Origin of the sequence: Enterobacter quasimori (assembly GCF_018597345.1) — a bacterium.
GTDB lineage: Bacteria > Pseudomonadota > Gammaproteobacteria > Enterobacterales > Enterobacteriaceae > Enterobacter > Enterobacter mori.
Map to the genome: position 1 here is coordinate 1,674,960 of NZ_JAHEVU010000001.1, position 24,190 is coordinate 1,699,149.

The 24,190-nt window shown below is 50.4% G+C and carries 23 protein-coding genes and 3 pseudogenes; 17 read left to right on the forward strand and 9 right to left on the reverse strand.

Features of this window, described 5'->3' with window-relative positions; all coding sequences use genetic code 11:
* Positions 1 to 2 precede the first annotated feature (2 nt).
* The 3 genes from mmuM to KK102_RS08035 form a co-directional block, all read right to left on the reverse strand.
* Entirely contained in the window at positions 3 to 935 is a 933-nt protein-coding gene (mmuM, locus tag KK102_RS08025) for a homocysteine S-methyltransferase (protein WP_126543906.1), read from the reverse strand.
* Complete coding sequence (mmuP, locus tag KK102_RS08030) at positions 922 to 2,322, reverse strand: S-methylmethionine permease (RefSeq protein ID WP_216357331.1); 1,401 nt, start codon at positions 2,320 to 2,322, stop codon at positions 922 to 924. The genes mmuM and mmuP overlap by 14 nt, the downstream gene beginning before the upstream one ends.
* A gap of 253 nt (positions 2,323 to 2,575) precedes the next feature.
* Positions 2,576 to 2,959, reverse strand: a complete 384-nt coding sequence (locus KK102_RS08035; protein ID WP_126543904.1) for a GFA family protein — start codon at positions 2,957 to 2,959, stop codon at positions 2,576 to 2,578.
* A 167-nt stretch (positions 2,960 to 3,126) separates the two neighbouring features.
* Between KK102_RS08035 and KK102_RS08040 the strand changes: the two genes are divergently transcribed.
* From KK102_RS08040 to catA, 5 genes are all read left to right on the forward strand, one after another.
* On the forward strand, positions 3,127 to 4,236 hold the full coding sequence (locus KK102_RS08040) for an AI-2E family transporter (RefSeq protein ID WP_126543903.1): 1,110 nt from the start codon (positions 3,127 to 3,129) through the stop codon (positions 4,234 to 4,236).
* Positions 4,237 to 4,348: 112 nt separating this feature from the next.
* Entirely contained in the window at positions 4,349 to 6,133 is a 1,785-nt protein-coding gene (locus KK102_RS08045; protein ID WP_216357332.1) for a diguanylate cyclase, read from the forward strand.
* A 503-nt stretch (positions 6,134 to 6,636) separates the two neighbouring features.
* Positions 6,637 to 7,131 carry a putative pterin-binding protein gene (locus tag KK102_RS08050; protein ID WP_126543901.1) on the forward strand — a complete coding sequence of 165 codons (495 nt, stop codon included), beginning with the start codon at positions 6,637 to 6,639 and terminating at the stop codon, positions 7,129 to 7,131.
* Positions 7,132 to 7,148: 17 nt separating this feature from the next.
* Positions 7,149 to 9,080, forward strand: coding sequence for a bifunctional diguanylate cyclase/phosphodiesterase (locus KK102_RS08055; RefSeq protein ID WP_126543900.1), 1,932 nt, complete (start codon positions 7,149 to 7,151; stop codon positions 9,078 to 9,080).
* A 56-nt stretch (positions 9,081 to 9,136) separates the two neighbouring features.
* On the forward strand, positions 9,137 to 9,814 hold the full coding sequence (gene catA, locus KK102_RS08060; RefSeq protein WP_216357333.1) for a type A chloramphenicol O-acetyltransferase: 678 nt from the start codon (positions 9,137 to 9,139) through the stop codon (positions 9,812 to 9,814).
* A 328-nt stretch (positions 9,815 to 10,142) separates the two neighbouring features.
* Here catA and KK102_RS08065 read toward each other — a convergent pair whose 3' ends face one another.
* Both KK102_RS08065 and KK102_RS08070 read right to left on the reverse strand, forming a co-directional pair.
* Positions 10,143 to 10,442, reverse strand: coding sequence for a DUF6966 domain-containing protein (locus KK102_RS08065; RefSeq protein WP_126543898.1), 300 nt, complete (start codon positions 10,440 to 10,442; stop codon positions 10,143 to 10,145).
* A 101-nt stretch (positions 10,443 to 10,543) separates the two neighbouring features.
* A protein-coding gene (locus KK102_RS08070; RefSeq protein WP_216357334.1) for an IS3 family transposase occupies positions 10,544 to 11,691 on the reverse strand; the annotation gives its coding sequence in 2 pieces (ribosomal slippage) (positions 10,544 to 11,454 and positions 11,454 to 11,691; 1,149 coding nt in all).
* A gap of 442 nt (positions 11,692 to 12,133) precedes the next feature.
* On the opposite strand from KK102_RS08070, the gene KK102_RS08075 reads away from it, so the two are divergent.
* Positions 12,134 to 12,730 (forward strand): hypothetical protein, encoded by a 597-nt coding sequence (locus KK102_RS08075; RefSeq protein ID WP_126543896.1) that lies wholly within the window; start codon positions 12,134 to 12,136, stop codon positions 12,728 to 12,730.
* Positions 12,731 to 13,203: 473 nt separating this feature from the next.
* On the opposite strand, the gene KK102_RS08080 is transcribed toward KK102_RS08075, so the two are convergent.
* The gene (locus tag KK102_RS08080) at positions 13,204 to 13,485 is read right to left on the reverse strand and encodes a hypothetical protein (RefSeq protein WP_072051705.1); all 282 of its coding nucleotides are present in this window, start codon (positions 13,483 to 13,485) and stop codon (positions 13,204 to 13,206) included.
* A 30-nt stretch (positions 13,486 to 13,515) separates the two neighbouring features.
* The gene (locus KK102_RS08085) at positions 13,516 to 13,884 is read right to left on the reverse strand and encodes a hypothetical protein (protein WP_047355108.1); all 369 of its coding nucleotides are present in this window, start codon (positions 13,882 to 13,884) and stop codon (positions 13,516 to 13,518) included.
* A 206-nt stretch (positions 13,885 to 14,090) separates the two neighbouring features.
* On the opposite strand from KK102_RS08085, the pseudogene KK102_RS08090 reads away from it, so the two are divergent.
* The 10 genes and pseudogenes from KK102_RS08090 to yfjT form a co-directional block, all read left to right on the forward strand.
* Positions 14,091 to 14,430: pseudogene (locus KK102_RS08090) on the forward strand (transposase); the annotation flags it as partial.
* A gap of 214 nt (positions 14,431 to 14,644) precedes the next feature.
* Positions 14,645 to 14,992: pseudogene (locus KK102_RS08095) on the forward strand (LysR substrate-binding domain-containing protein); the annotation flags it as partial.
* Positions 14,993 to 15,053: 61 nt separating this feature from the next.
* Positions 15,054 to 16,174 (forward strand): IS3 family transposase gene (locus KK102_RS08100; protein ID WP_126543894.1). Its coding sequence is split into 2 segments (ribosomal slippage): positions 15,054 to 15,312 and positions 15,312 to 16,174, totalling 1,122 coding nucleotides; the frame shifts between segments, so codons are not numbered across the junction.
* Between the two features lie 24 nt (positions 16,175 to 16,198).
* Positions 16,199 to 16,399: pseudogene (locus tag KK102_RS08105) on the forward strand (LysR substrate-binding domain-containing protein); the annotation flags it as partial.
* Positions 16,400 to 16,762: 363 nt separating this feature from the next.
* Positions 16,763 to 17,626, forward strand: a complete 864-nt coding sequence (locus KK102_RS08110) for a GTPase family protein (RefSeq protein WP_126543893.1) — start codon at positions 16,763 to 16,765, stop codon at positions 17,624 to 17,626.
* 91 nt (positions 17,627 to 17,717) lie between these two features.
* Complete coding sequence (locus tag KK102_RS08115; protein ID WP_126543892.1) at positions 17,718 to 18,539, forward strand: DUF932 domain-containing protein; 822 nt, start codon at positions 17,718 to 17,720, stop codon at positions 18,537 to 18,539.
* Between the two features lie 216 nt (positions 18,540 to 18,755).
* The gene (locus tag KK102_RS08120; protein ID WP_126543891.1) at positions 18,756 to 19,457 is read left to right on the forward strand and encodes a WYL domain-containing protein; all 702 of its coding nucleotides are present in this window, start codon (positions 18,756 to 18,758) and stop codon (positions 19,455 to 19,457) included.
* A gap of 40 nt (positions 19,458 to 19,497) precedes the next feature.
* Complete coding sequence (gene ypjK / locus KK102_RS22285) at positions 19,498 to 19,734, forward strand: protein YpjK (RefSeq protein ID WP_126543890.1); 237 nt, start codon at positions 19,498 to 19,500, stop codon at positions 19,732 to 19,734.
* Positions 19,734 to 20,174 carry a YfjS/YafY family lipoprotein gene (locus KK102_RS08130; RefSeq protein WP_126543889.1) on the forward strand — a complete coding sequence of 147 codons (441 nt, stop codon included), beginning with the start codon at positions 19,734 to 19,736 and terminating at the stop codon, positions 20,172 to 20,174. Before ypjK ends, KK102_RS08130 begins: the two co-directional genes overlap by 1 nt.
* A 23-nt stretch (positions 20,175 to 20,197) precedes the next feature.
* Positions 20,198 to 20,665: a protein YfjT gene (gene yfjT, locus KK102_RS08135; protein WP_126543888.1), complete on the forward strand. Its 468-nt coding sequence runs from the start codon at positions 20,198 to 20,200 to the stop codon at positions 20,663 to 20,665.
* Positions 20,666 to 21,465: 800 nt separating this feature from the next.
* On the opposite strand, the gene KK102_RS08140 is transcribed toward yfjT, so the two are convergent.
* Positions 21,466 to 22,344 carry a LysR family transcriptional regulator gene (locus KK102_RS08140; protein WP_216357335.1) on the reverse strand — a complete coding sequence of 293 codons (879 nt, stop codon included), beginning with the start codon at positions 22,342 to 22,344 and terminating at the stop codon, positions 21,466 to 21,468.
* A gap of 104 nt (positions 22,345 to 22,448) precedes the next feature.
* Between KK102_RS08140 and eamB the strand changes: the two genes are divergently transcribed.
* Positions 22,449 to 23,036, forward strand: coding sequence for a cysteine/O-acetylserine transporter (eamB, locus tag KK102_RS08145; RefSeq protein WP_195377831.1), 588 nt, complete (start codon positions 22,449 to 22,451; stop codon positions 23,034 to 23,036).
* A 99-nt stretch (positions 23,037 to 23,135) separates the two neighbouring features.
* On the opposite strand, the gene KK102_RS08150 is transcribed toward eamB, so the two are convergent.
* On the reverse strand, positions 23,136 to 24,146 hold the full coding sequence (locus KK102_RS08150) for an aldo/keto reductase (RefSeq protein WP_024906928.1): 1,011 nt from the start codon (positions 24,144 to 24,146) through the stop codon (positions 23,136 to 23,138).
* Between the last annotated feature and the right edge of the window lie 44 nt (positions 24,147 to 24,190).

The following is a 24,190-nucleotide window of genomic DNA, read 5'->3' on the forward strand; positions in this document are numbered from 1 at the left end:
ACTCAGCGCTGCGCGTTAAGCTCAGCAATGTCTTTCGGCGTGGTGCGACAGCATCCGCCAATCAGCTTCGCCCCGGCAGCCAGCCACTGCGGCAGATACCCTGCCAGCGTCTCGCACGCTTCACCGTGGTGGTGCCAGGTTTTGGTTACCGCGTCATAGTGCTCGCCCGAGTTCGGGTAGACCACCAGCGGCAGCGCCGTCAGGCTTTGCAGATGCTTCAGCGCCGCGGTGGTATTTTCCAGGGCGATGCAGTTAATGCCCAGCGCAACAATGTGCGGAGAGTTTGCCAGCACGCTGACCACGTCACGCAAGGGCGTACCGTCGCTCAGGTGCTCGCTGTCGCGCAGGGTAAAGGAGAACCACGCCCGGGCGCGGGGATATTCAGACAGCAACGCCGCCAGCGCCTTAATCTCCTCAAAGGACGGTAGGGTTTCGCAGGCCAGCAGGTCAGCGCCCGCATCCAGCAGCGCTTCCACTCGAGGACGATGGAAGGTGGTGAATTCTTGCGCACTGCGCACGTAGTCGCCGCGATACTCTGAGCCATCCGCCAGATAGGCTCCGTATGGCCCGACGGATCCCGCCACCAGCAGCGTGCCCGCATGCGGATTTTCAGCCAGATACGCTTCGCGCGCCTTACGCGCCAGCTCCACGCTTCTGCCGATCAGCGCGCGAGACTGCGCTTCGTCCAGGCCGCGCGCCGCAAAACCCGCAGGCGTAGCCTGATAGCTGGCGGTGATCGCCACCTGCGCGCCCGCACGGTAATAATCAAGATGCACTTCGCGGATAAGCTCAGGGTTTTCCATCAGCACTTTGGCAGACCAGAGGCTATCTGCCAGGTTACAGCCGCGCGCTTCCAGCTCCGTCGCCATCGCGCCATCCAGCACCACAAACGGCTGCTTTTCAAGGAGGGCGGTAAGCGGATTATTCTGCGACATGTTCAGGCTCCTGCGATGTCAGATTTCGGGTCAGGTAGTAGGCACCATAACACAGGGCGACAAACGGGATCCCGCAATAAAGGGCAATGCGCTGGCTCGAGTCAAACCACAGGCCGACGCAGGCCACTACGCAGAGGACAAAGCCGAGCACCGGCACCAGCGGATACCACGGCGCACGGTACTGCAGCGCAGAGAGTGGCTGCCCGGACTGCAGATGACGACGACGGAAAACGAAGTGCGACGCGCAGATGCTGATCCAGACGGCCACCACCGCAAAGCCAGAAATTGCCGAGAGCGCGACAAACACCGTGTCCGGCGCCACGACGCTTGAGAACAGCGCCAGCACGCCGCCGAGCATAGAGACCGAGAGCGCCGTCAGCGGCACGCCGTTTTTGTTGACGCGGGCAAAGCAGCGCGGCAGCGTTTTCTCATTTGAGAGCGACCACAGCATGCGCCCGGACGCGTACAGACCGGAGTTCGCCGCCGAGAGGATCGCCGTCAGGATCACAAAGTTAAAGATATCAGCCGCATAAGGAATACCGACCTTTTCGAACACCAGCACGAACGGGCTTTTTTCTACCCCGGCCTGCTGCATCGGGATCAGCGCCGCCAGTACAAACACGGTTCCGATAAAGAAGATAATCAGGCGTGCAATGGTGGTGCGGATCGCCACCGGAATGACCTTGTGCGGGTTTTCGGTTTCACCCGCCGCAATGCCGATAAGCTCGGTGCCGGAGAAGGCAAAGTTCACCGCCACCATGGTCATCAGGATCGGCAGGCCGCCGTGCGGGAACCAGCCTTCGGCGGTGATGTTGCTTAATCCCGGCGCGGGTGCACCGTCCTGCATCGGGATAAAACCAAAGATCGCCGCACCGCCGAGAATAATAAAGGCAATGATGGTGACGACTTTCACCAGCGAGAACCAGAACTCACCTTCAGCAAAGAAGCGCGTCGAGATGACGTTGAGGCCAAAAATCACTGCGCAGAAGACCACACACCAGGCCCAGACGGGCACCTGCGGGAACCAGTACTGCATGCAGAACCCGGCGGCGGTAAAGCTCGACCCAAGCGCCACCGTCCAGGTGAGCCAGTAGAGCCACGCCACGGTGTAGCCCGTGGCCGGGCCAAGATAGCGGGCGGCGTAGACGTGGAACGCGCCGGTTTCCGGCATCGCCACGGAAAGTTCGCCCAGACACTGCATCACCAGCCAGACCACCAGCGCGCCAATCAGGTACGCCAGCAGCGTGCCCGCCGCCCCGGTCGTCGAAATGATATAACCCGTATTGAAAAATAACCCTGTGCCAATCACGCCACCCAGCGAAAGCATAATGAGGTGGCGTGTTTTCATGGTGCGCTTAAGCTGCCCATTTTCTTGTTGTGTTTGCATATTACCTTCTAAACGTATGGACATCTAAACATCCAAAGAAGGTGTGTTATACCGCGATTGTTAATAAAAAGCTAGATGACCAGACGCAGACGGGCACGCCGCGCGCTGAGTCGGGGATGAGTTGTGAGGATCACATAGAGAATCGGACGCCAGGCCATAAGCACCTCCGCAAGCAGATGCTTACAGCATGGCGTGAATAACTGAGATTCTCGGTCAGGCGAAAGTGGTATCGACGAACCCTCGGATCATACTTTTACGCTTCCCTCATGGTATGTCGCCACCAGGCAGGCATCATGTCGTCGAAGGAGTGATTTTCCGGGGCAAACTCCGGCTGGTCCGGATCGTCAAACACGCCAGTAAATAAGGCAACGGTGGGTGAATCATCAATCGCGCCGATAGAACTGCCGCAGGTGGGGCAAAACGCACGGCTGGAGTAGTCCGACGATCGCCATGTCGCCGGACGCCCACCCGGACCGGTCCACTGCACGTTTTCCGCCGGGAACTCAATCCATACGACCGTTTGTGCGCCAGTGTGTTTCTGACAGATATCGCACGAACAGGTGTGCACATTGCCCCCGTTCGCAGCGGTAAAGCGAACCGCGCCGCATAAGCACCCGCCTGATAAGATCTTTTCCATGCTGTCGTCCTGAGCCGTTTAAAATCTCATCAAAACATAACACATTATTGAGATTTTATAGTCCGGGTCAGGCGAAGCCATCGCCCGGCACACCAGCCGCAGAATTATTGGTAAATCCTCAAATCAGTTCTATAGTCGACACTGCTTATTCGTTACCAGGAATCACTATGCGCTTTAATGGACTGACCAAAGGTTTCTTCATTTTTATTCTCGCCCTCGTCACCTGGGCCTTCTTCGATGTGCTGTCGCCCTACTTCTCCGCGATTTTGTGGGCCGCCATCCTGACTATCATCTTTAACCCGGTGAAAAACAAACTGCGCGCTGCGCTTGGCGATCGCAACGGGCTGGCCTCGTTCCTGACGCTGTGCATTATCTGCCTGATCGTCTTTATCCCGCTGATGGTGATCCTCTCCTCACTCGCCATTGAGCTGAACGTGGTGTACACCAAGCTGCAAGCGAACAACACGCAATTCCCGGAAGTGATCGCGAGCATCTTTAACCGCCTGCCGGACTGGGCCAGCGGTTTTCTGGCGGACCACAACCTGACTAACGCCGCGCAAATCCAGAAAAAACTCTCTGACGTGGCGTTGCAGGGGGGTCAGTATCTGGCAGGCAGCGCGTTCCTGATCGGTAAGGGGACGTTCGGTTTTGCCATCAGCTTCGGCATCATGCTCTATCTGCTGTTCTTCCTGCTCAAGGACGGCCCCTTTCTGGTGCATCAGATCCTTGATTCCCTGCCGCTGTCTGATTTCGCTAAACAGCACCTGTTCGCCAAATTCGTCGGCGTCTCTCGGGCGACGGTAAAAGGCACGGCGGTGGTCGCGGTGGTGCAGGGCACGCTCGGCGGTATTGCGTTTGCCATTGTTGGCATTGATGGCAGCGTACTTTGGGGCGCGCTGATGGCCTTCCTCTCGCTGGTGCCAGCCGTCGGCTCGGCGATAGTCTGGGTGCCTGCGGCCATCTTCCTGTTCGCCACCCATCAGCTGTGGCAAGGGCTGTTTATTGTCGGCTTCTTCGTGATTATCGTCGGGCTGGTGGACAATATTCTGCGCCCGCTGCTGGTGGGCAAAGACACCAAAATGCCGGACTACCTGATTCTGATCTCCACCCTCGGCGGCATGGAGCTGTACGGCATTAACGGCTTTGTCATCGGGCCGCTGATTGCCGCGCTGTTTATCGCCTGCTGGAACCTTTTCTCGGGGCGCGATCACGAAGGTAACGCCGAAGAGCTGGACGCAGACTTCATCGAAGAAGGAAAAAACCGGCCAGATCTATGATGTTTCTCTTCATTCCAGGCGGCTCTTTGCCGCCTTTCTTTTCACGCTAAATCAAACATTTTCTATAATTTGAAAAACGCTTCCCCACTCTTATCGTAGAAGGATCCCACAGGTGCGAATCGCCACGATCACAAACTGGGCCTACGGTGCCACGGTGTGCCTGACCCTCGCTTCTGGCATCGTTATGCTCATGGCATCCAACGCTGATAACGTTGAACGTCAGGCCGTTAAGCAACGGCAGGTGTTTGATCAGCTTACGGAAGAGATCGAGACAAATACCTGGATGCTCTCTGATTTAGCGCGCCTGTTCGTCATCAAAAAAGAACCCTCTATTCGGGAAGAATATCGGCAAAAAGAGAGCGAATTAAAAAGCATTGAGCATCATCTGGTGCAGTTAAAAGATAACGGCGCCTCCGGCGAAGAGCTCATGCTGCTTCAGGAAGGATTAAAAATCATTGATGAACTGCAGGACGAGCAGCAAACCGCACTCGACAGCATAGCCCGTGGCGATCAACAGCAGGCCGTAGCCCTGCTTTATGGCCCTGTCTACGAACAAGAGATGGAGCGCGCGCAGAGCCAGATTGATCATTTCCGCCAGATACTGGATAAGCGCATCATTGCCGACGTACAGGCGGCCACCAAAACATCGAAAGCACTGCGCACGGTGTCGGAAGTGATGGTCGGCCTCACGGCCCTGCTCTTCCTGTTCGTGATGGGCTTTATTCTCAAGCGTCGTGTGCTTCACCCGGTGGTTCGGCTGAGCGACGTCGTACACCGGCTGGCTTCGCAGGACTATGCCGTTGAAACGCCGAACTTTACCCAGATTGATGAAATAGGCGATATGGCCCAGGCCATCCGCATCTTCCGCGAGAACGGGCTGGTGCGACAGCAGCTGGAAAAAGAGCGCGATGCCGACTGGGCGATACGCGAGCTGCTGGCTCGTATGACCCAGCGGCTGCAGGGCTGTGAAAACCTCGCCGACGTTATTAATGTGGCGGAGCTGTTTGCGCCCAATATTGCGCCGGGCGTTTCCGGGCGGTTATATATTTTTGATCGCGAACCCTGGCAGATGCGCTGCGCAGCAGAATGGTTGTCCCCGGAGGGTGACACACCCGCTTTCCATCCGGATGAATGCTGGGCCGTCCGGCGCGGGCAAAGCCATCCCCCGGTGAACGGTGAGCCGGACATTGGTTGTTATCACCTGCCAGAATCGCAGGCACACACGTCCCTGTGCGTCCCGCTCATTGCGCAGGGCGAAGCCATCGGCCTGCTCTCTTTCCAGAACATCACGCCTGAAACCGCGCCGTCCCGCGCTTATCTTGAACTTATGGCCGAAGCGCTGGGGCTGGCGCTGGCCAACCAGAAGCTACGCGATGCTCTACTGGAAAAAGCGCTCTTCGACCCGCTCACGGGTCTGCGTAACCGTCATCACCTGGAAAATACGTTGCGGACGCAAATGGCGCAGGCCATGCGAAGCGAGCAACCGGTAAGCTGCCTGATGATCGACATCGATCACTTCAAGAGCATTAATGACCGCTTTGGTCATGAGGCGGGTGACCAGGTCATTAAAAGCGTGGCGTCGGTTGTCCAGCGCGCCGTGCATAATACGGGTATGGCCTTCCGCTACGGTGGCGAAGAGTTCCTGGTTCTGCTTTCCGGTGCCGATGAAGAACAAGCGCATGCCTGTGCGCAGAAAATTTACAATGGCGTGCATGAGCTGTCGCTTCGCTATGGGCTGACCGAGATTGGTCCGGTAGATGTATCCATTGGGATCGCCAGCTATCCGCAACATGCCCAGAGTGACAGCCTGCTGCGCGCCGCGGACGTGGCCTTGTATCGGGCGAAGGAGCTGGGCCGCTCGCGGATTGTGAGCTTTGGGATGCTGGAGGCAGGTTAGCTTTTATTTTTTTAATTGGATATTGCAGAATTCTTAGCCAGAGCATTACTTGCTGAAAACAGACAGCGTGGCGCAAAAAACACCTTCGCAAAAGGCGTAACGCTCATTGAGGTGATCCGAATAAAAGGAATTTGCGTGCAGAATAAAAGCGGTCGGTCTGGAATGATCTGATCCAGAACAAACCATCCTGGAAGGCGGCTCGCTTTTCGAGATCGGTTTTGTCTCTTCCGGAACAACTTACCTTGCTCTTTCTCGCCAAAAAAAGATGTGAAACGAACGTTTTTTAAGCGGAATAACGTTTACTCATGAGCCCACTGCATACTTCAAAAAAATGAATCCGCATTCGGCCATCGTACACCTTGGCACCACAAAGTCTAACAAATTGATTTTATTGATATTTTTAAATGTGAATTATAAAAACCCTTGCTACCCAACAAAATATATCAACTAGTATGATATCTAAATTATAATTCTTATACTTCTGTAAAAAAGTGGAGGCCAAAATGCGATTAACCCTAATGCTGTTATGCTTTCTGGGACAAAGTTTAGCCTGGGCTGGCGAACTGCCAAAACCTGTCGGTAAACCCATTTTAACGATCAGCGGTAATATAGAAAATACGAATGAAAATGGAAAAGCCGTGTTTGATCTTGCCAGCCTTGAAAAACTGGGCATGGTGAGTTTTCAGACGACGTCCCCCTGGTATACCGGCCGGACTAAGTTTGAGGGTGTTCCAATGAACAAACTCATGAATTATGTGGGTGCAAAGGGTTCTGTCGTTAACGTTATTGCGCTCAACGATTATGCTACCGCCATTCCGCTTAGTGACTTCAAAAAATACAATGCCATTCTGGCCTTGAAGGTCAATGGCGAATATATGCGCATTCGCGATAAAGGCCCTTCATTCATTGTTTACCCTTATGACAGTCTTCCTGAATTGAATAATCAGATTTATTACTCGCGCTCGGCATGGCAGGTAAGCAAAATGAAGATTGAGTAGCAGTTCAGGAGAACATAATGAACAGGATACTGGTTGGTATCATTTTTTCTCTTTTTATCACGACAGGATATATTGCATTTCTTGTTTACGATCGTCAGCAAGAATTGCAAAAACTGACTCACTACACTGAGTCCTGGTCCGTGGCTCAACTGGTATCAGAGTATTACCGATTTGAATCCTGGCTTGGTCTGTACGCAACCGATACCGATGAGGTTACGGTAGACCAGGCCCGCATGCGCCTCGAAATTATGCTCAGCCAGAGTGAATTAATGAAGGGGGGTGATTTAGGTCGCTATATTGAAAGCGATAAAACGCATCAGGCGCTCGCTGCACGCCTGGAAGAAATGCTTTCTTATCTGGATAGTCATCTGGAAAAAATGAGCCATGCAGAGTTAAAAAAATATTTAGCTAATATGCATCTGCTCGACGCGCCACTCAGCCAACTCTCATCAAGTGCGTTAACAAAAGATATTAATACGATTAATGAATCCAATAGAAAAATACAAATACTCTATTATATCTATTCCGCACTTTCGTTACTTCTGGTGATATTAAGCTTTATTCTGGGGTTCTTAATGATCTACCAGAATAAAAACATTCTCAAAGCACACATGCAGGTTAAAAGCCTTGCTGACGAACTTCAGATATCAAAAGAAAAGCTGCAAATTCAGAACGCGAAGCTGGAGTATGATGTTTATCATGACTCCCTGACCGGCATGAAAAACCGCCTTTTCTTCTGGGACGATCTCAGCAAAATTAATCTTCAGGCAGACAAAAACCACATCCCTGTCACGGTGATGTTATTTGATTTAGATCGGTTCAAAGAGGTAAACGATACCTATGGCCATGATGCCGGTGATTTACTTTTGAATCAGGTATCCAGACGGCTCACCTCAATGAGCAGCGCCACCGATACGTTTTACCGTTTGGGCGGAGACGAATTTGCCCTTCTGTCGAGTGGCCTCACCGAAACGGCAGCCGTTTCGCGCGCAAAAGAAATCAGTAATCATATCAGCCAGCCCTATACCATTAATAACCAACTGATAAAAATTGCCACCTGTGTGGGTATCGTTTTATCTGATAATGAACGGCGTTCTGATTATCTTTATAAATTTGCCGATCTGGCACTCTACGAGGCCAAAAAGGAGGGTTCACAGCAGATAAAAGTCTTCCGTCAGTGGATGCTGCAAAAATTACAGGAAAGCAGAACCCTCGAACATGATATGGCGCTGGCGCTCGATAACAATGAATTCGTTGTTTATTACCAGCCTATTGTCGATTCATTCAGTAATGAAATTTACGGCTATGAAGCGCTTATTCGCTGGAAACATCCTGTGAGGGGAATTCTGTCGCCAGATAGCTTCATCTCTGTCGCCGAAAAAACCGGCAAGATCAATGAAATTGGCAAAATTGTGCTCGAGATTGCCTGCCGTGAAGCGGTTTCCTGGGCCGTTCCGGCGAGAATTTCTGTGAATGTCTCACCGATTCAGTTGGGCAGCAAATCGTTTACGACGATGGTGCAGTCCATTCTGAAAGAGACAGGACTACCGGCTAACCGCCTTGAGCTAGAGGTTACCGAGTCTTCGCTCTTCAGCGACAGCAACATGCCGATCAGTATTCTTAAAAAGCTGAGATCGTTGGGCGTAAAAATTTCTATTGATGATTTCGGGACGGGATATTCTTCACTCTCAAGACTGAGTGAACTGAATTTTGACAAAATCAAAATAGACAAATCCTTTGTGAATTCTATATCCACGCAAAATGAAGCACTGAATATCGTTAAATTGATTACCGGTATGGCCAAGAGCCTCAATATGCGGGTCATTGCTGAAGGCGTTGAAACCGAAGAGCAGCTTGAACGTCTTCAGGTGCTTGGCTGCGATCTCGTGCAGGGATACCTGTTCGGAAAACCTCAGCCTGAGGTTAACGAGGTAATCAGGTGCAGTTGAATGGGTGTTAGGGCTGTTTATGACCTAAATCCATTTTAATAATCAAAGGGTTAAAAATGAAAAAGACAATGCCGGAATATACGCCTGTTGATTTATCTCGTTGGGCAAGGAAAGAACATTTTGAGGTATTCCAGTCATTTGCCGAATGTACAATTAACCAAACGGTTCTGATCGACATCACCGTGCTGCGAAAACATATCAAAGAGGTCGGCTGGAAGTTTTACCCGACGATTATTTTCCTCCTTTCTAAAATCATGAACCGGCATCCAGAATTCCGTATGGCCATGAAGGACGATGAGCTGGTCATATGGAATGAAATCCATCCAAGCTATACCATTTTCCATCCCGAAACGGAGACGTTTTCGTCACTGTGGAGTCACTATGACGGTGACATTCATCACTTCCAGAACACCTATGCAGAAGACGTTGCGCGCTATGGCAATAACCTTTCTTACTGGCCGAAGGAAGCGTCACGAGAGAATATCTTTTTCGTGTCGTCGATTCCGTGGGTAACGTTTACGAACTTTAATATGAACATTGCACACATGAAGAACTTCTTTTCGCCTATGTTCACGTTTGGAAAATACTACGAACAGGATGGAAAAGTGCTGTTGCCTATGGCGGTGCAGGTACATCATTCCGTGTGCGATGGCTTCCATGTGGCAAGGATGTTTAATGAGTTGCAGGAGATGTGTGATGGGTTGCCGGAGCTGTCAGAAGAACCTGGCGCATGATGCGTAAGAAGTGTTGATGGTTTCCTTCTGTCGGGAGTGGGTGTGAGAAGCCTACCGGCCTTTCATTATTTTATGCGCTTTCCATGTGAGGCCATACCGTACCCAGCAGACGGCCTTAGCAATCCGTGTGACTGTCCGTTATGGAGACGGCACGCTGCGCCACTATCGATGAGAGCGTTTGCCAGAAACGCTGCCCAAAGGGCAGGTTCTTTTCGGGGGCATCGATGCTGACGAGACGAGCACACAGGAGCCTGTTGTAATGTTCTGCGCTTCGCCTGCCAGGCTGGAGGCGTACCCAATAATTTCCTAGCGGCGCCGGAAACTAACGCTATGGTAAATCACCTGCTTTTAAGAGAACGATTGCATGGTCAAGCTGCTTGTAGAGTTTGTGTCTCAAATCGTCTAACTCGTCATTTTCCCGAATTAGAGGTAGGCCATTTTTATGAAGAACAATATCGTTAAATGATCCCATCCCGCCGTAGAGTTTTTTCAAGGAGTAAATGGATGACTCACAATCAACATCGAGCTCGATGGCTAGTTTTTCAAATGTTTTTGCCCATGAATCCTCATCATTTGAAGAGAGGATTTTGATGATATCAGTTACCGTTTTCTTTATTTCATTTTTCATTTCAAACCACCACTTTCAAGTATCTTAACGCCAGGTATTTTCCACGGGGTAGGTATTACAACTTGCTCTGAGCCACCGGAGTATGAATCGCCACGGATAATCTAGACACTTCCGAGCCGTTGATAATACTGGTTTTCATATTCTGTCAGTGACATTTGATCGCTAGAACCATGCCGACGCTTACTGTTATAAAACATTTCGATGTAATCAAAAATATCGCTGCGGGCTTCTTCCCGCGTTCCGTAGATCTTTTTCTTTATCCGTTCGCGTTTCAACAACTGGAAAAAGCTTTCTGCAACCGCATTATCATGGCAGTTACCGCGACGGCTCATGCTGCCCTCCAGGCCGTGTGATTTCAGGAACGACTGCCATTCATGGCTTGTGTACTGACTGCCCTGATCCGAATGAACCAGCACCTGTTTTTGGGGATTACGCCGCCATACAGCCATCAGCAGTGCGCTCAGGACAATGTCCTTTGTCATCCGGAATTGCATGGACCAGCCGATAATTTTGCGTGAGAACAGATCAACAACCACGGCAAGATACAGCCAGCCTTCGTGGGTCCTGATGTAGGTTATGTCCGTTACCCAACGCTCATCCGGAGCATCCGGATTGAACTGTCGTTGGAGCCTGTTGGGCGACACGATACTGGCATCGCCTTTACGTGCCCGCGGGCTCCGGTATCCGACCTGAGCCTTTATCCCGACACGTTTCATATGTCGCCAGACTCTGTTCACTCCGCACCGTTGCCCGCTGTCCCGCAGATCCAGATGGATTTTCCGATAACCATAGACGCATCCCGATTCCAGCCAGAACTGTTTAATCTGTCCTGTCAGTCTCAGGTCTGCCTGATGGCGTTGTGAATGCGGCTGCTGAAGCCAGGCGTAAAAAACACTGGGATGTACATCCAGCACCCGACAGAGCAGGCGAACAGGCCAGCAACAGGTGTTGTCACGGATAAAGGCGTACCTCAGTCGGACAGCTTTGCGAAGTACGCCGCGGCTTTTTTTAATATGTCCCGTTCGTCGGTAACCCGCTTCAGCTCTTTCTGGAGACGGCGGATCTCGGCCTGAGCATCTGACTGTTCTTTATTAGTGGAAGAATCCGGACCGTAGTTCTTTATCCAGGCGTAAAGGCTGTGGGTGGTGATATCGCGACGCGTTGCAACGCTGGCAACAGAATAACCGCGATCAACAACCTGTTTGACTGCTTCAATTTTAAACTCTTCGGGATAACGCTTACCGCTCATGGGCACCTCTCTTTAAGTCATCTTAAATGACTCTGAGGTGTCTGGAAATATAGGGGCAAATCCATCCATGGTGGTGACCTCTGGCGATTTAAGACGCCATTATCATGCATTCAGCCACCACAACAAGGGAAGACCCATTTATGTACAGTTATTTTGTTGCCCGGATTTCTGCCTATGCTTTTGATTCCCTTACACAACCCCGACCGCCTGCCCCTTCCCTTATTCCTCGAATGTTGCCCGGCGGGGTTCCCGTCAATTGACTATCGTTACCTCTGGCGTATACTCTGGAAAACTGGAGCCTTTTTAATTAGAAGTCAATCAAGAATGATTAGAGAACTGGTTTCAAACATGTGCTGTCTTAATATCAAACTTGCTCAGTATATAGTAATAAACAGATGAGTTGAGGAAGTACTTTAATTCCTCCATTCAATGAATTAAACATATGCAACACTTAAATATCAAAGGGTTTGTTATGGGTGTATATAGAGATCGTCAAGGTAATTATGTAACAACGGAAAATCCTACTGAATCACATCGCAATATAACAGATGCTTACATTTCGGAAGACACACACCGTTTGAAAAGTGATCCAAGTCGTCGGCAGGCGGAGTTTGAAGGGAACCTAGCTATTAGTAGATTTATCGGCATCGTCATGCTAATTTGCTTTCTTTGGGCCGCGATTTTTTATTTAATTCTCATTCCCGGGCTGAACTCCGCCGGGATGTTAATTTATAATGGTGGTATTCTAGGCATTGTTGGTCAAATTATTTGGATTATCTTTAAAGCTGCATTTACATTACTCACCGTTCCAATGATGGTTGCGGGTATCGTTTCGCCGTATGATCCAGGGACACATTATATAACGCAAGCAGTAGTGATGGCCGTTGTATCAGGCATCATTTTTAAATTCAGAAAAAACGTAAAAAAACCGATTGTTTCCACTCTGGGATTTCTCGCTATCTGTACATGTGTATCAGTCGGATTGGTTGCGACCAATGCGGATCTATGGTCACAATTTCAAATGTTCCCGAACCTTTGAGTTAGAGAACAGACCATTATACTTATCAGATAAATAATGTTTTATTATCTAAAAAATGGTTCGTTTTTATAGTGAGGTCGGCGTTGTTGAATAAATCAGTTTTGAGATACGACAATGCCCTCGTCACCATCTATAAGGCAATACGCTCGCTGACAACGAGAGGCTGAAGACGCTCTTGAGCATCAGGGCTGTGGTGATAGCTGTATCGGCGTAACGCAAAGGTTATACCTCGACTTTTAGCGTCAGCGATGTCGTACCCTGCGTTGTACTGATTTTCTCTCGATACCAAAGCGTTCAGATTTACGATGTGTTCCATCTTTTCCTGCAAGGTAGTGATTAACTACTACTAATCTGGTTTCGAGGGGATATTTTGGCTTTACTATAAAAAACTGCACCTTACTCAGTTGCGTGTCCAACTTTTGGGGTGCAGTCCAGCTTGCGGGGCTTGGCTATTCAGAATGCTATTTATATTATCAATCTTTCTGTATTATCAACTGCGAAAAGGCTGTGTTTTTACTCGGGTCAGACAAAGATGTCGACGCACTCACATCGAACATTTGCACAACTTTCCAGCCCTGTTTTGCCAGTTCAGGCAGCGTTGCTTTGATTCCACTTCCGCACGTAAAAACAGTACTGTCATTAACATTATGACTTTCTAATACGGGATATTCAGGGGAGTGACAAACATGTGCATCCCCAGCTGTCGCCGATGCACTCAATCCGAGCAGGACTATAACTATCAATGTTTTTTTCATCATATGCTTCACTTTGTATAATTGGAACAGTTACATTTTCACATCGTTCCATGTGAAGAGCTTGGGTTCTTGGAAGCGATTATTTGCGCTGCCAAACCTCATTGGCATTGGTTCAGCGCTAGTTACTGGGTATTTGAAATCAAATCTGAAAAACAAGTGCTCCCCGCACTTATATATAATATATTCGGACCATATTTTTTCATCACCTTCTCTGTCTGATTTGTAGGTGTCTACATCGCAAGTTTTATTTTTATCCTCAAACCCCCCTGCAAACTTGTTTGCGGATAGTTCTAGTTTGCGACCTTCAATAGTAATTGTGCGTGATTTAAAACCGTTGTCGTTGCAACCTACAATGAGTAGTGTAAGCATTCCGATTTTCAGTGCGTGAATTATTTTCATATCAGTCCCATTGATAGATAAACAAAAGCCTCAGATTAATCTTAACGTGTTTTTTAAGGTTTTCAAGGCGTTAATGAATAAATCATTTTTGAGATGCGGCAAAGGTAATCCTCGCGAAAAACCAACGTGTTCATAAGTAGAATTTTCTCGTAATCTGAACCGGGGAGATCTCTATGTAAAAATCACGTTTTACTGACAGCCAGATCATGGCCATCCTCAAGCAGGCCGAGGCCGGAACGCCGGTAACTGAACTGTGTCGCGTGCATGGCATAAGCAGTGCCAGTTTCTACAAGTGGCGTTCACGCTTTGGCGGGATGGATGCCTCCATGATGTCCCGTCTCAAAGAACTGGAAGACGAAAATCGCCGCCTCAAAACGATGTATGCCGAAGAACGGCTCAAAGCCGAGATCATTCAGAAGCCATGGCAAAAAAGTGGTAAAGCCATCGCGCCAAAAGCAGATGGCAGAGGATGCGGTCAGAAACCGAAATGTCAGCGTGCGTTTTGCCTGCCAGTTGTTTTCTGTCAGCGAAAGTTGCTATCGCTATTAGCCCCGATGACAGAGCGCGTGGATATAGTTTTTCCTGTTGGTGACTTTGGACTTTTGCTTTGCCATGGGGCTGCCTGCGTTTTCAGGGTGATGCAGATCTGATCCTGTAACTCGGCAAAAGTTCGATTTATTCAACAAAGCCGTCGATATACCTACGTTTGATACCCGTGACATTATCCGTGCCGCTGTTCATGCGCTTGAACGGATCTGGAAACCCAAGCATCGAGCTGCGACTTTCAGCCAGCACAGAATATGCACGTTTTGAACAGGATGATTTTGATCTCGATATAGTCTACGGTGAACCCTGCCCATCACCCTATGAGAAGATCCTGCTTGCGGTTGAAGAACTTACGCCACTGTGTTCTCCCCAACTGGCTGAGCGGCTAAAGAAACCAGAGGATCTCTATGCGTTGACATTGATTCAGTGCGATGTGCAGTTGTACCAGTGGAAAGGATGGTTTGAGGCGAATAAGATGACGCCACCCAATAATTATGGCCTTCGATTTGACCGTAGCTTTATGGCGATTGCTGCCGCAGTTGACGGCTTGGGTGACCTGCTCCCCGTTGATTAATACACCGCGATGTTAGTAATGTTTTCATAAGCCACATGAGGACATCCCCATGAAGAAGCGTTTTTCCGACGAACAGATCATCAGTATCCTCCGCGAGGCCGAAGCCGGGGTTTCTGCCCGTGAGCTCTGCCGTAAGCACGCCATTTCCGACGCCATGTTTTATACCTGGCGTAAGAAGTATGGCGGCATGGAGGTGCCTGTGGTTAAGCGCCTGAAGTCACTTGAGGAAGAGAACGCCAGACTCAAGAAACTGCTCGCCGAGACCATGCTGGATAAGGAGGCGCTTCAGGTGGCTCTTGGGCGAAAGTACTGACGACGGACCAGAAGCGCGAAGTCGTGGTGTTGATGTGTGATGCGACCGGTCTGTCGCAACGTCGTGCCTGCAGACTCATAGGTTTGTCCCTGTCGACCTGCCGCTATGATGCTCAGCGCCCGGCGGCTGATGCGCATTTATCAGGGCGCATCACTGAGCTGGCACTGGAGCGCGGGCGTTTTGGCTACCGACGCATCTGGCAGTTACTGTGCCGTGAAGGCCTTCATGTTAATCACAAGCGCGTGTACCGTCTTTACCACCTTAACGGGCTGGGCGTAAAACGCAGACGACGTCGTAAAGGGCTGGCAACAGAACGTCTGCCGCTGCTCCGCCCGGAGGCGCCCAACCTGACCTGGTCGATGGATTTTGTCATGGACGCGCTGGCCACCGGTCGCAGGATCAAGTGCCTGACCTGCGTGGACGACTTTGCGAAGGAGTGTCTGATAATGACCACCGCCTTCGGGATTTCAGGCGTTCAGGTCACGCGAATTCTGGACAGCATTGCACTGTTTCGCGGCTATCCGGCGACGATAAGAACTGACCAGGGGCCGGAGTTTACCTGCAGAGCACTTGACCAGTGGGCTTATGACTATGGGGTGGAGCTGCGGCTTATCCAGCCGGGCAAGCCAACACAGAACGGATTTATTGAAAGTTTTAACGGACGATTCAGGGATGAGTGCCTCAATGAGCACTGGTTCAGCGATATCGTTCACGCCAGGAAAACTATTAATGACTGGCGGCAGGATTATAACGAGTGTCGTCCACATTCATCGCTGAACTACCAGACTCCGGCTGAATTTGCGGCGGGCTGGCGAAACGGGAAATATGAAGAAAAACCAACCGACATTACTAACTGAAGGTTGTATCTAATCCTGGGGGCGGGTCAGGGAGTTGTGCTTGAATCAAAAATTCTGGCTGAACGTGAAATCGCTAGCGGTAAACTGGTATGCCCACTTGTAAACAGTACCAGCAAAATACATTACATCGGTCATTATTTGGTTTTCCTCCAGCACCAGCATTTTGCGCTTGATGTGTTCAAAACCTGGCTACTGAATGAACTCTATCTGGGTAAAATTCGTTGATCATGTTCACATTAATCTGGGCTCTGAATTCAAAGTAACTTTATTACTAAGCATCATTTTGTGAAGGCTCTCACTTTTGCTCGCGGCTCCGAAACTTTGCTGGGTTGAGATTTTAAGGTGTATCGCGGCGGCTCATACTCTCAATAAATCCCTGCTAGTAGGCGGCTCATACTCTCAATAAATCCCTGCTAGTAAATGCTGCTGTTATAACTCATTCATTGCCTGAGCCAGCAGTCGCGCAGCTAACTCAAGCGCAGAGGATTGAAAAAATCTTCAGATATATATCATCACTCTGAACATACGCAATTAACGGCAGAATCTCACGATTCTGCCGTTTTTTTATTATTTTTCAGAGGAGTAGTGATGGATAATTCTGAAAGTTTGAAGTCGTTTCGGCAATCGCTTGCTGATCTGCCACTGTGGGTGTCTGAACGTATATTGCAGCAGATAAATCAGTTAACCCATTACGAGCCAGTGATCGGCATTATGGGTAAAACCGGTGTTGGGAAGAGCAGTCTGTGCAATGCCCTGTTTGCCAGTGAGGTATCACCGGTCAGCGATGTGGCTGCCTGCACCCGTGAACCTTTACGCTTTCGCCTGCAAGTCGGCGACCGCTATATGACGCTGATGGATCTACCCGGCGTGGGCGAAAGTGGTGCTCGCGATACCGAGTATGCTGCGCTGTACCGAGAACAGCTTTCTCGCCTCGACCTGGTGCTGTGGCTGATTAAGGCCGATGACCGGGCGCTGGCAGTGGATGAGCACTTTTATCATCAGGTGATTGGGGAGGCATACCGGCATAAGGTGCTGTTTGTTATAAGCCAGTCGGACAAGGCCGAACCCACCAGCGGTGGGGGACCGTTGTCCACCGCGCAGAAGCAGAATATCAGCCGCAAAATCTGCCTGCTGCATGAGCTGTTCCAGCCCGTACATCCGGTGTGTGCTGTGTCGGTCCGTCTACAATGGGGGCTTAGGGTGATGGCCGAGCGGATGATTAAGTGCCTGCCACGTGAGGTCACCAGCCCGGTGGTGTCGCACCTCCAGCCTTCCTTTCGCACGACGGTAGTCCGGAAACAGGCTCGAAGCGATTTTGGTGAAACCGTCGGTGCTCTACTCGATAGCATCAGTGCCTTTCCTCTGATACCCGCACCTGTGCGGGCCGTCATTCAGGCCGTGCGCACCACCGTGGTCTCAGTGGCCCGCGCCGTCTGGGATTTCTTCTTCTGAGTATTTAACCCATTCCTGCTATTTCCCTGACCCTGTCGCCGATGCGACGGGGATCCCTTTTATTTGTTTTCCCGTTATGAGGAGTCTGCTTATGACCCGTCTGGCTTCGCGCTTTGTCGCAGCAAATCTTATCCGTCGCGACAGCCCTTTAACCCGTGAGGAGCTGTTACGGGTGGTGCCCAGCGTATTCAGCGAGGACAAACACGAATCCCGCAGTGAACGCTACACGTATATACCCACAATTTCCCTGCTGGACAGTCTACAGCGGGAAGGCTTCCAGCCATTCTTTGCCTGTCAGACCCGGGTACGTGATCCTGGCCGTCGTGAACATACGAAGCATATGCTGCGTCTGCGTAGGGAGGGGCAGATTACCGGTAAGCAGGTGCCGGAAATTATCCTGCTCAACTCCCATGATGGCACCAGCTCGTACCAGATGTTACCGGGCTTGTTCAGGGCTGTGTGTCAGAACGGCCTCGTCTGTGGTGAGTCGTTTGGCGAGGTACGGGTGCCACACAAGGGGGACGTGGTAAGTCAGGTTATTGAGGGGGCGTATGAAGTGCTGGGGATTTTTGACCGTGTGGAAGAAAAGCGGGATGCCATGCAGTCATTGATGTTGCCTCCGCCTGCGCAGCAGGCACTGGCAAAAGCTGCGCTAACGTATCGCTTTGGTGAGGATCACCAGCCGGTTACTGAATCACAGATACTCTCCCCGCGCCGCTGGCAGGATGAGAGCAATGACCTTTGGATCATCTATCAGCGGATTCAGGAAAACCTGATTAAGGGCGGACTCAGCGGGCGTAATGCTAAAGGCGGACGAACGCATACCCGTGCCGTACGTGGCATTGACGGGGACGTGAAGCTTAACCGTGCGCTGTGGGTGATGGCAGAAACACTGCTCACGCAACTGCAGTAGACGTTTCATGTTGCCACGTTGTTAATATCGGACACCACCTGTCCGCATCGCTATGTGCTCGTGTGCCTCAATCCCCGGGTTATAGCTTTTAACCCCCGTTACATCTGGCTTTTGCAGAAATAAAAAATAGTTTCTGCGTTGTCCATACCCTGTCCGCCCCCCTCTTTAAAGTAATCACATCATTTTCAGTCAGTTAACTTTCCTGGAGAACCTCTCATGACACAGGCAGAACGCCGCCATGACCGGCTGGCTGTCAGGCTGTCACTTATAATCAGCCGTCTGGTTGTGGGTGAAACGTTGAGCGTGCGCAAACTGGCGGCTGAGTTTGGCGTGTCAGTGCGCACGCTGCGGCGAGATTTTCGTGAACGACTGATGTATCTGGACCTAGAGTATCAGTCCGGATACTGCCGCTTACGCACTGCTGGCAGTGAGATGCAGATGGTGCCCGACGTGCTTATCTTTGCCCACCGCAGCGGGCTGGCCGGGCTTTTTCCCGGCCTTGACCGCCGTCTGGTGAATGCACTGCTGATGTGCGATGAGTCTCCCTGCGTGATAGCACCAGCCAATCCGGTTCCTTCGCCTTCAGGAGCATTATCTTTCTGGAGACTGATTCAGGCCATTACCGGGCGCAGGCGGGTGACGCTGATTGCGGAGGGGCGACGCTGTGAGCGCCTGGCTCCCTGCCGGTTACTCATCCACCAGCAGACCTGGTATCTGGTGGCTGAACACGAAGGGCATATCGCCGTATTCACACTTGATGAAATCCATCTGATTCAGCCTTTGCAGGAGACTTTTCGCCGCAATGACTGTCTGTGCCGTCTGACTGAAGACCCGGTCTTCATTCAGGCCTTACCCCATTTTCGCTTTATCCAGCAGTCACTGCTTACGTTTGTTCCGGCTGACAGCCCACCGGAATAGCGCAGGCGTTGTTATCAACCCGGCAACAGGGAGGAACCCAGTGCCCGTTATTGCCATTATCGCCATTGTTATCATCGTCATCATTCTGAACAAAACCGGAGTGTCCGACAGCCTCACGGCGCTGACACTTGCCACCGTTGCCGCACTACTGACGGGAGGTGGCGTAGCCGGTGCTGCCAGTGTCGCGCTGACGCCGTTCGTCGGCATGCCGGTGGGTATTTTTGTAGGGATTTATGTCTTTTCCAAAGTGGTTCGTCTGATTTCAGGAAAAAAATAATGAAACGTAAAACACAACCTCTGCTGGCGCTGGTTGCCGCCACTCTGTTTCTGAGCGCCTGCGATGACAGGAGTGATGACCTCAAAGCTATCAGTAAATTTAAGGACCTCACGCCTCCGCGCTTCAGCGATGTGGTGAGCCGTCAGGATGATGTCAGGGAAGAGTGGTCGCAGATTGCTCTTTCTGGCCCCACTCTGCAGGTCTTACGCACCCGCCAGTCACCCGATGGTTGCGAGGGTGGCAGTTACTACTATCTGGTGGATATGGAGGAAAAAACCGTCCAGCCGCTGATGAATGCGCTATGTATTGCCGACAACATCAGCCTGGAATACCACGAGAAAACTGACCCGCGCACCCGGGAGCGTTTCCTTGAATATTCCCATGACGGCAAACTGATGGGACGGCTGCTGATACCCTCAAATCCTGATAACCGGGAATAAATACAAAGACAAAGGAGACGGAAATGAAAGTGCGTTCACTAAGCCGGTATGTGCTCTCAGGCGTGCTGCTTACCAGCTTTAATGCCTCCGCGGTTTCGGGTTTCTGGCAACAGGGATACGGTCAGGGCAATGCGGAATACAGTGTGACGGATGGCAGCGGAAATATGTTTACCATCAACTGCACGGAAAATCCGGACCAGAAAGGTATTTATCAGCACTCGGTTTTTCTGACCCTCGCAGGAGATAAAACGATCAGCTCGCATGATGACAGTACCGAGATCACCGTGGTGATGGACCATAAGCAATATGCCATTCCCTCAACCCTTGGCTGGCGTAACGGAGATAATGCCTGGTTTAGTTTCATCATGGATATTCGTAAGGCCAGTCAGTTCGACGTCTACGTTAATGACCGCAAAGCGGAGACCTTCAGCGTTGACCTGACAAACGCTACGAAGGCACTGCCAACATTAGCAGACTGCACGAACGAGTGACTGTTGTGCTTTCCATACATAACAACATACCTGGCTGCCAGAGGCAGCCAGGGCTTATTTTTTTCCTTTTTATTTCCACCGATTAATCCAGGCACTTCCGAATAATGAGCGCAGTGGCCAGTTTTAGTTGACCATATAGAAATGATAAAATAATCACGTGTTATGTTGAGATTGTTTATTTAACGGTTGAGAGAAACTATGGGTAAAATTTGTGATAAGTGTGCACACATGATGAGTGCATGTACTTGTGGAACTTGTGAGAACTGTGACGAGAAAGAGTCGGACTGTACCTGCAAAAAATGTAGCCAGTGCAATAACCTTGAGGACTTCTGCTCTTGCAGAATTTGTGAAGAATGTAGTGAAAAAGAAGCAGAGTGCTGCTGTTAAAATGTTAACAATACTGGCTGCAGGAGCTACCTGCCCGCAGCTTCGATTGCCGACGTACCCCGATCCCAGTTGGTTAGTTTATTTCGATTCTTGCAATAATCGCTGGACTCACAGCACGAAGCGGACATACTTACTGGATTGAAGGTCCGCTGTGAGCGGACAGCGGAAGTTCGCATTTGTCATAACAGCCGGGATCCATGACTAAAATTGGCATCTGATAATCAACCGGAAGCAGGTCAGAGCACGCCGCGCATACCTGAAAATGAAAGGCAAAATTGACCTAGTGTCATCAGCCGTACCTGGACTTCCGGGGAGCCGGCCCAACGTGACATCCTTTGGCCGTTAATCATTGTCAGCCCTGTCTACTGCTAAAACCGACAGGGCAATCCTGCAAAGCAATACGAGGGCAGCGATCAGGCATCCAGACTCTCCCGTAAGGACTGAATAAACAGCTCCATTGCTGGCGTAATGACCTTACCTGAGTGATGAGCACACACTGCAGAAAGGGTTTCAGGGCGTGGTGACAGAGGAAGTTCTTGCAACAGTCCGGCACGCAGCTCTTTCTCCACCGTGAATCGCGGTAAGTACGTCACGCCTGTATTAGCCATCACGCACTGCTTAATGCTTTCAATGCTGATGAGTTCAATGGTGGAGTCAATCGTTATTTTTCTTTGTCTGAGGACAGATTCAAACATCAGACGGAATACACATTGTTTTTCATTAATAATGAAACTAACGGGGATATGCTGATTTCCCCGAGTGAAATCAACCAGTGCTAATTCGGGAGAGGCAACGAGCACGAGAGGATGTTCGCCATAGTTTTCCATAATGAGAGAAGCATCATTGCCCACACGATAGAAAATCCCCAAATCAATTTCATTGGCCAGCAAGCTGTCACGGATTGTATAACAGTTCTGGGATTGCAGAGACAGCAACACATTCGGCGCTCTTTTCTTAAAACTCTTCAGCACCTGCGGGATCTTGTAGGAGAGCAGGGTCTCGCCCACGGCAAGGCGCAATTCACCTTCCGGTTCATCGTTTCGCTGGACAGCCTGCTTAATGCTATTTATAACGACCATCATTTCATGAATATGGGGCATCATATTCTTGGCGGCATCCGTTGGCACCATGCGGCGACCAATTTTTTCAAACAGCTGAACGCCGTATTCGGCCTCAAGTTGTCTGATCTGAAATGTAACCGTTGACTGCGTACAGCAAAGTTTACTGGCTGCTTTGGCAAACGATCCTTCTTCCAGAATGGTCCTGAGGGTTAACAAACGACGTAAGTCCAAGATTGTCTCCTGTGAAGTATTCATAATGTTGAATCATGAATGCGAAAACATTCAATATTTTTTCTTATTGGCATCCTCTAAATTAAAAAAAAAGAGGAGTTATTATGTCACTTTCAATTGCTGGCGCTTTTCTGGCTTATACTTTCATCACTGCACTTACCCCAGGTCCTAATAACATTCTGGCTCTGAGCTGCGTGCATACTCACGGGTTTCATAAAAGCCTACGTCCACTGGCTGGCATGGGGGCTGGATTTCTCATTATTATGCTCCTGTGCGCCTTATTTACCGTGGCGATAACCCGGACACTGCCTTCCGTAACCCACTGGCTGACCTGGTTAGGCGTGATTTATATTCTCTGGCTGGCACTGAAAATAGCCCGAAGCCAGCCTGCAAATAACACCCGTTCTGACGTCCCACTGAGCTTCAGAACCAGTTTTTTACTGCAGTTTGCGAATGTAAAAATCATCCTTTATGGAGTAACGGCGCTCTCTACTTTCGTCATTCCCTATACCAGCAGTCAGGCCTGGATTATTCTGATCAGCGTTCTGCTGGCTTTGATCGGTGTTTTTGGCAACCTCTGCTGGGCGGCAGCAGGACACCTTTTTCAGGCGCTTCTTCGCCAGCACGGTCGCCTGGTCAATAGGATCCTTGCAGGGGCACTGGTACTGGTCGCAGTGGATATGTTGTTGTGAAACACATACAGTTCGCTTGATCCTGTTCCCGTCATTTCAGTCGGATAAACTGACAACAGTTCTGATGTCAGTTTATCCCCCAGGGCTATAGCCCTAATGTTATGCCACGGGTTTACCCGGTATAACATGCCCCAGTAATGCCTGCACGGGGGCAGTTTTAATGTCATTGTCAAACTGGCTGACGCTGTTCAGCCTGTCGATTTGTGCCTCTGTGAGATTCGCCCCTGAAAACCCCACATTACTGACGTACTGCGCCTGGGTCCGGGGGCCAATAATAGGGATACATTCCTGTGCAGCAACCCAGGCAATAGCTACCTGGTCCGGGCTTGCCCCGTTTTCAGTGGCTATAGCCAGAACCTCGTCAAGAATGGCGCTCCGCTGTTCGTTGTTTTCCGCCTGGAATACCTTTCCGCCCATCCCTTCTGCCCTGCCTTTTTCACCGGCGCGGTATTTGCCTGTGAGCATTCCACCGCCCAGCGGGGACCAGGTTATGGGTGTTATCTGCAGCGCCTGACAGGCTTTCAGCATGTCACGTTCGGGCTGACGTGAAACCAGACTGTACTGGAACTGAGAGGCGACAATCGGCACCGCGCGAGACAGCTCGGCAAGCGTTGCTGCGCGTGCCAGCCGCCAGGCCGAAAAATTGGACAAACCGGCGTAAAGAATTTTTCCGGCTCTGGACAGATCTTCAAGCCCCCGTACCAGTTCTTCTGACGGCGTAATATCGTCAGGATGATGAACCCAGTATAAATCGATACGATCGGTTTTAAGCCGCTTCAGACTCGACTCCACCGAAGACACCATCGCCCGGCGACTGTTGCCTGTAACCAGCCCGCCAGCTGCTTTAGATGCGCCGCTCGAATATTTTGTCGCAAGAAAGAAATTCTCTCTGCGTCCCTGAAGGAGGGCCCCCAGAAACTCTTCTGATTCACCGAACTGATACACATCAGCCGTATCTATAAAGTTACCGCCATCCTCTGCAAAAGCATCTAAAATCGCCCGACTTTCGTCTAACGATGCGCCGTATCCCCACCGCATGCCAAAATTTGCCGTTCCCAGGGCTACTGAAGAGACTCGAACGCCTGTATTGCCAAGGATCTGATATTTCACATTGTCACCTCTTGCTTATGTTTATAATTTACCATGTCTTTGAA

Coding starts and splice junctions, on each gene's coding strand:
- mmuM (WP_126543906.1), bottom strand. CDS start 935: ATGTCGCAGAATAATCCGCTTACCGCCCTCCTTGAAAAGCAGCCGTTT.
- KK102_RS08065 (WP_126543898.1), bottom strand. CDS start 10,442: ATGAAAAATGAAATAAAGAAAACGGTAACTGATATCATCAAAATCCTC.
- yfjT (WP_126543888.1), top strand. CDS start 20,198: ATGAAAGTGCGTTCACTAAGCCGGTATGTGCTCTCAGGCGTGCTGCTT.
- KK102_RS08035 (WP_126543904.1), bottom strand. CDS start 2,959: ATGGAAAAGATCTTATCAGGCGGGTGCTTATGCGGCGCGGTTCGCTTT.
- KK102_RS08050 (WP_126543901.1), top strand. CDS start 6,637: ATGCGATTAACCCTAATGCTGTTATGCTTTCTGGGACAAAGTTTAGCC.
- KK102_RS08040 (WP_126543903.1), top strand. CDS start 3,127: ATGCGCTTTAATGGACTGACCAAAGGTTTCTTCATTTTTATTCTCGCC.
- eamB (WP_195377831.1), top strand. CDS start 22,449: ATGTCACTTTCAATTGCTGGCGCTTTTCTGGCTTATACTTTCATCACT.
- KK102_RS08110 (WP_126543893.1), top strand. CDS start 16,763: ATGGATAATTCTGAAAGTTTGAAGTCGTTTCGGCAATCGCTTGCTGAT.
- KK102_RS08085 (WP_047355108.1), bottom strand. CDS start 13,884: ATGAAAATAATTCACGCACTGAAAATCGGAATGCTTACACTACTCATT.
- KK102_RS08115 (WP_126543892.1), top strand. CDS start 17,718: ATGACCCGTCTGGCTTCGCGCTTTGTCGCAGCAAATCTTATCCGTCGC.
- mmuP (WP_216357331.1), bottom strand. CDS start 2,322: ATGCAAACACAACAAGAAAATGGGCAGCTTAAGCGCACCATGAAAACA.
- KK102_RS08055 (WP_126543900.1), top strand. CDS start 7,149: ATGAACAGGATACTGGTTGGTATCATTTTTTCTCTTTTTATCACGACA.
- KK102_RS08130 (WP_126543889.1), top strand. CDS start 19,734: ATGAAACGTAAAACACAACCTCTGCTGGCGCTGGTTGCCGCCACTCTG.
- KK102_RS08075 (WP_126543896.1), top strand. CDS start 12,134: ATGCAACACTTAAATATCAAAGGGTTTGTTATGGGTGTATATAGAGAT.
- catA (WP_216357333.1), top strand. CDS start 9,137: ATGAAAAAGACAATGCCGGAATATACGCCTGTTGATTTATCTCGTTGG.
- KK102_RS08120 (WP_126543891.1), top strand. CDS start 18,756: ATGACACAGGCAGAACGCCGCCATGACCGGCTGGCTGTCAGGCTGTCA.
- KK102_RS08080 (WP_072051705.1), bottom strand. CDS start 13,485: ATGAAAAAAACATTGATAGTTATAGTCCTGCTCGGATTGAGTGCATCG.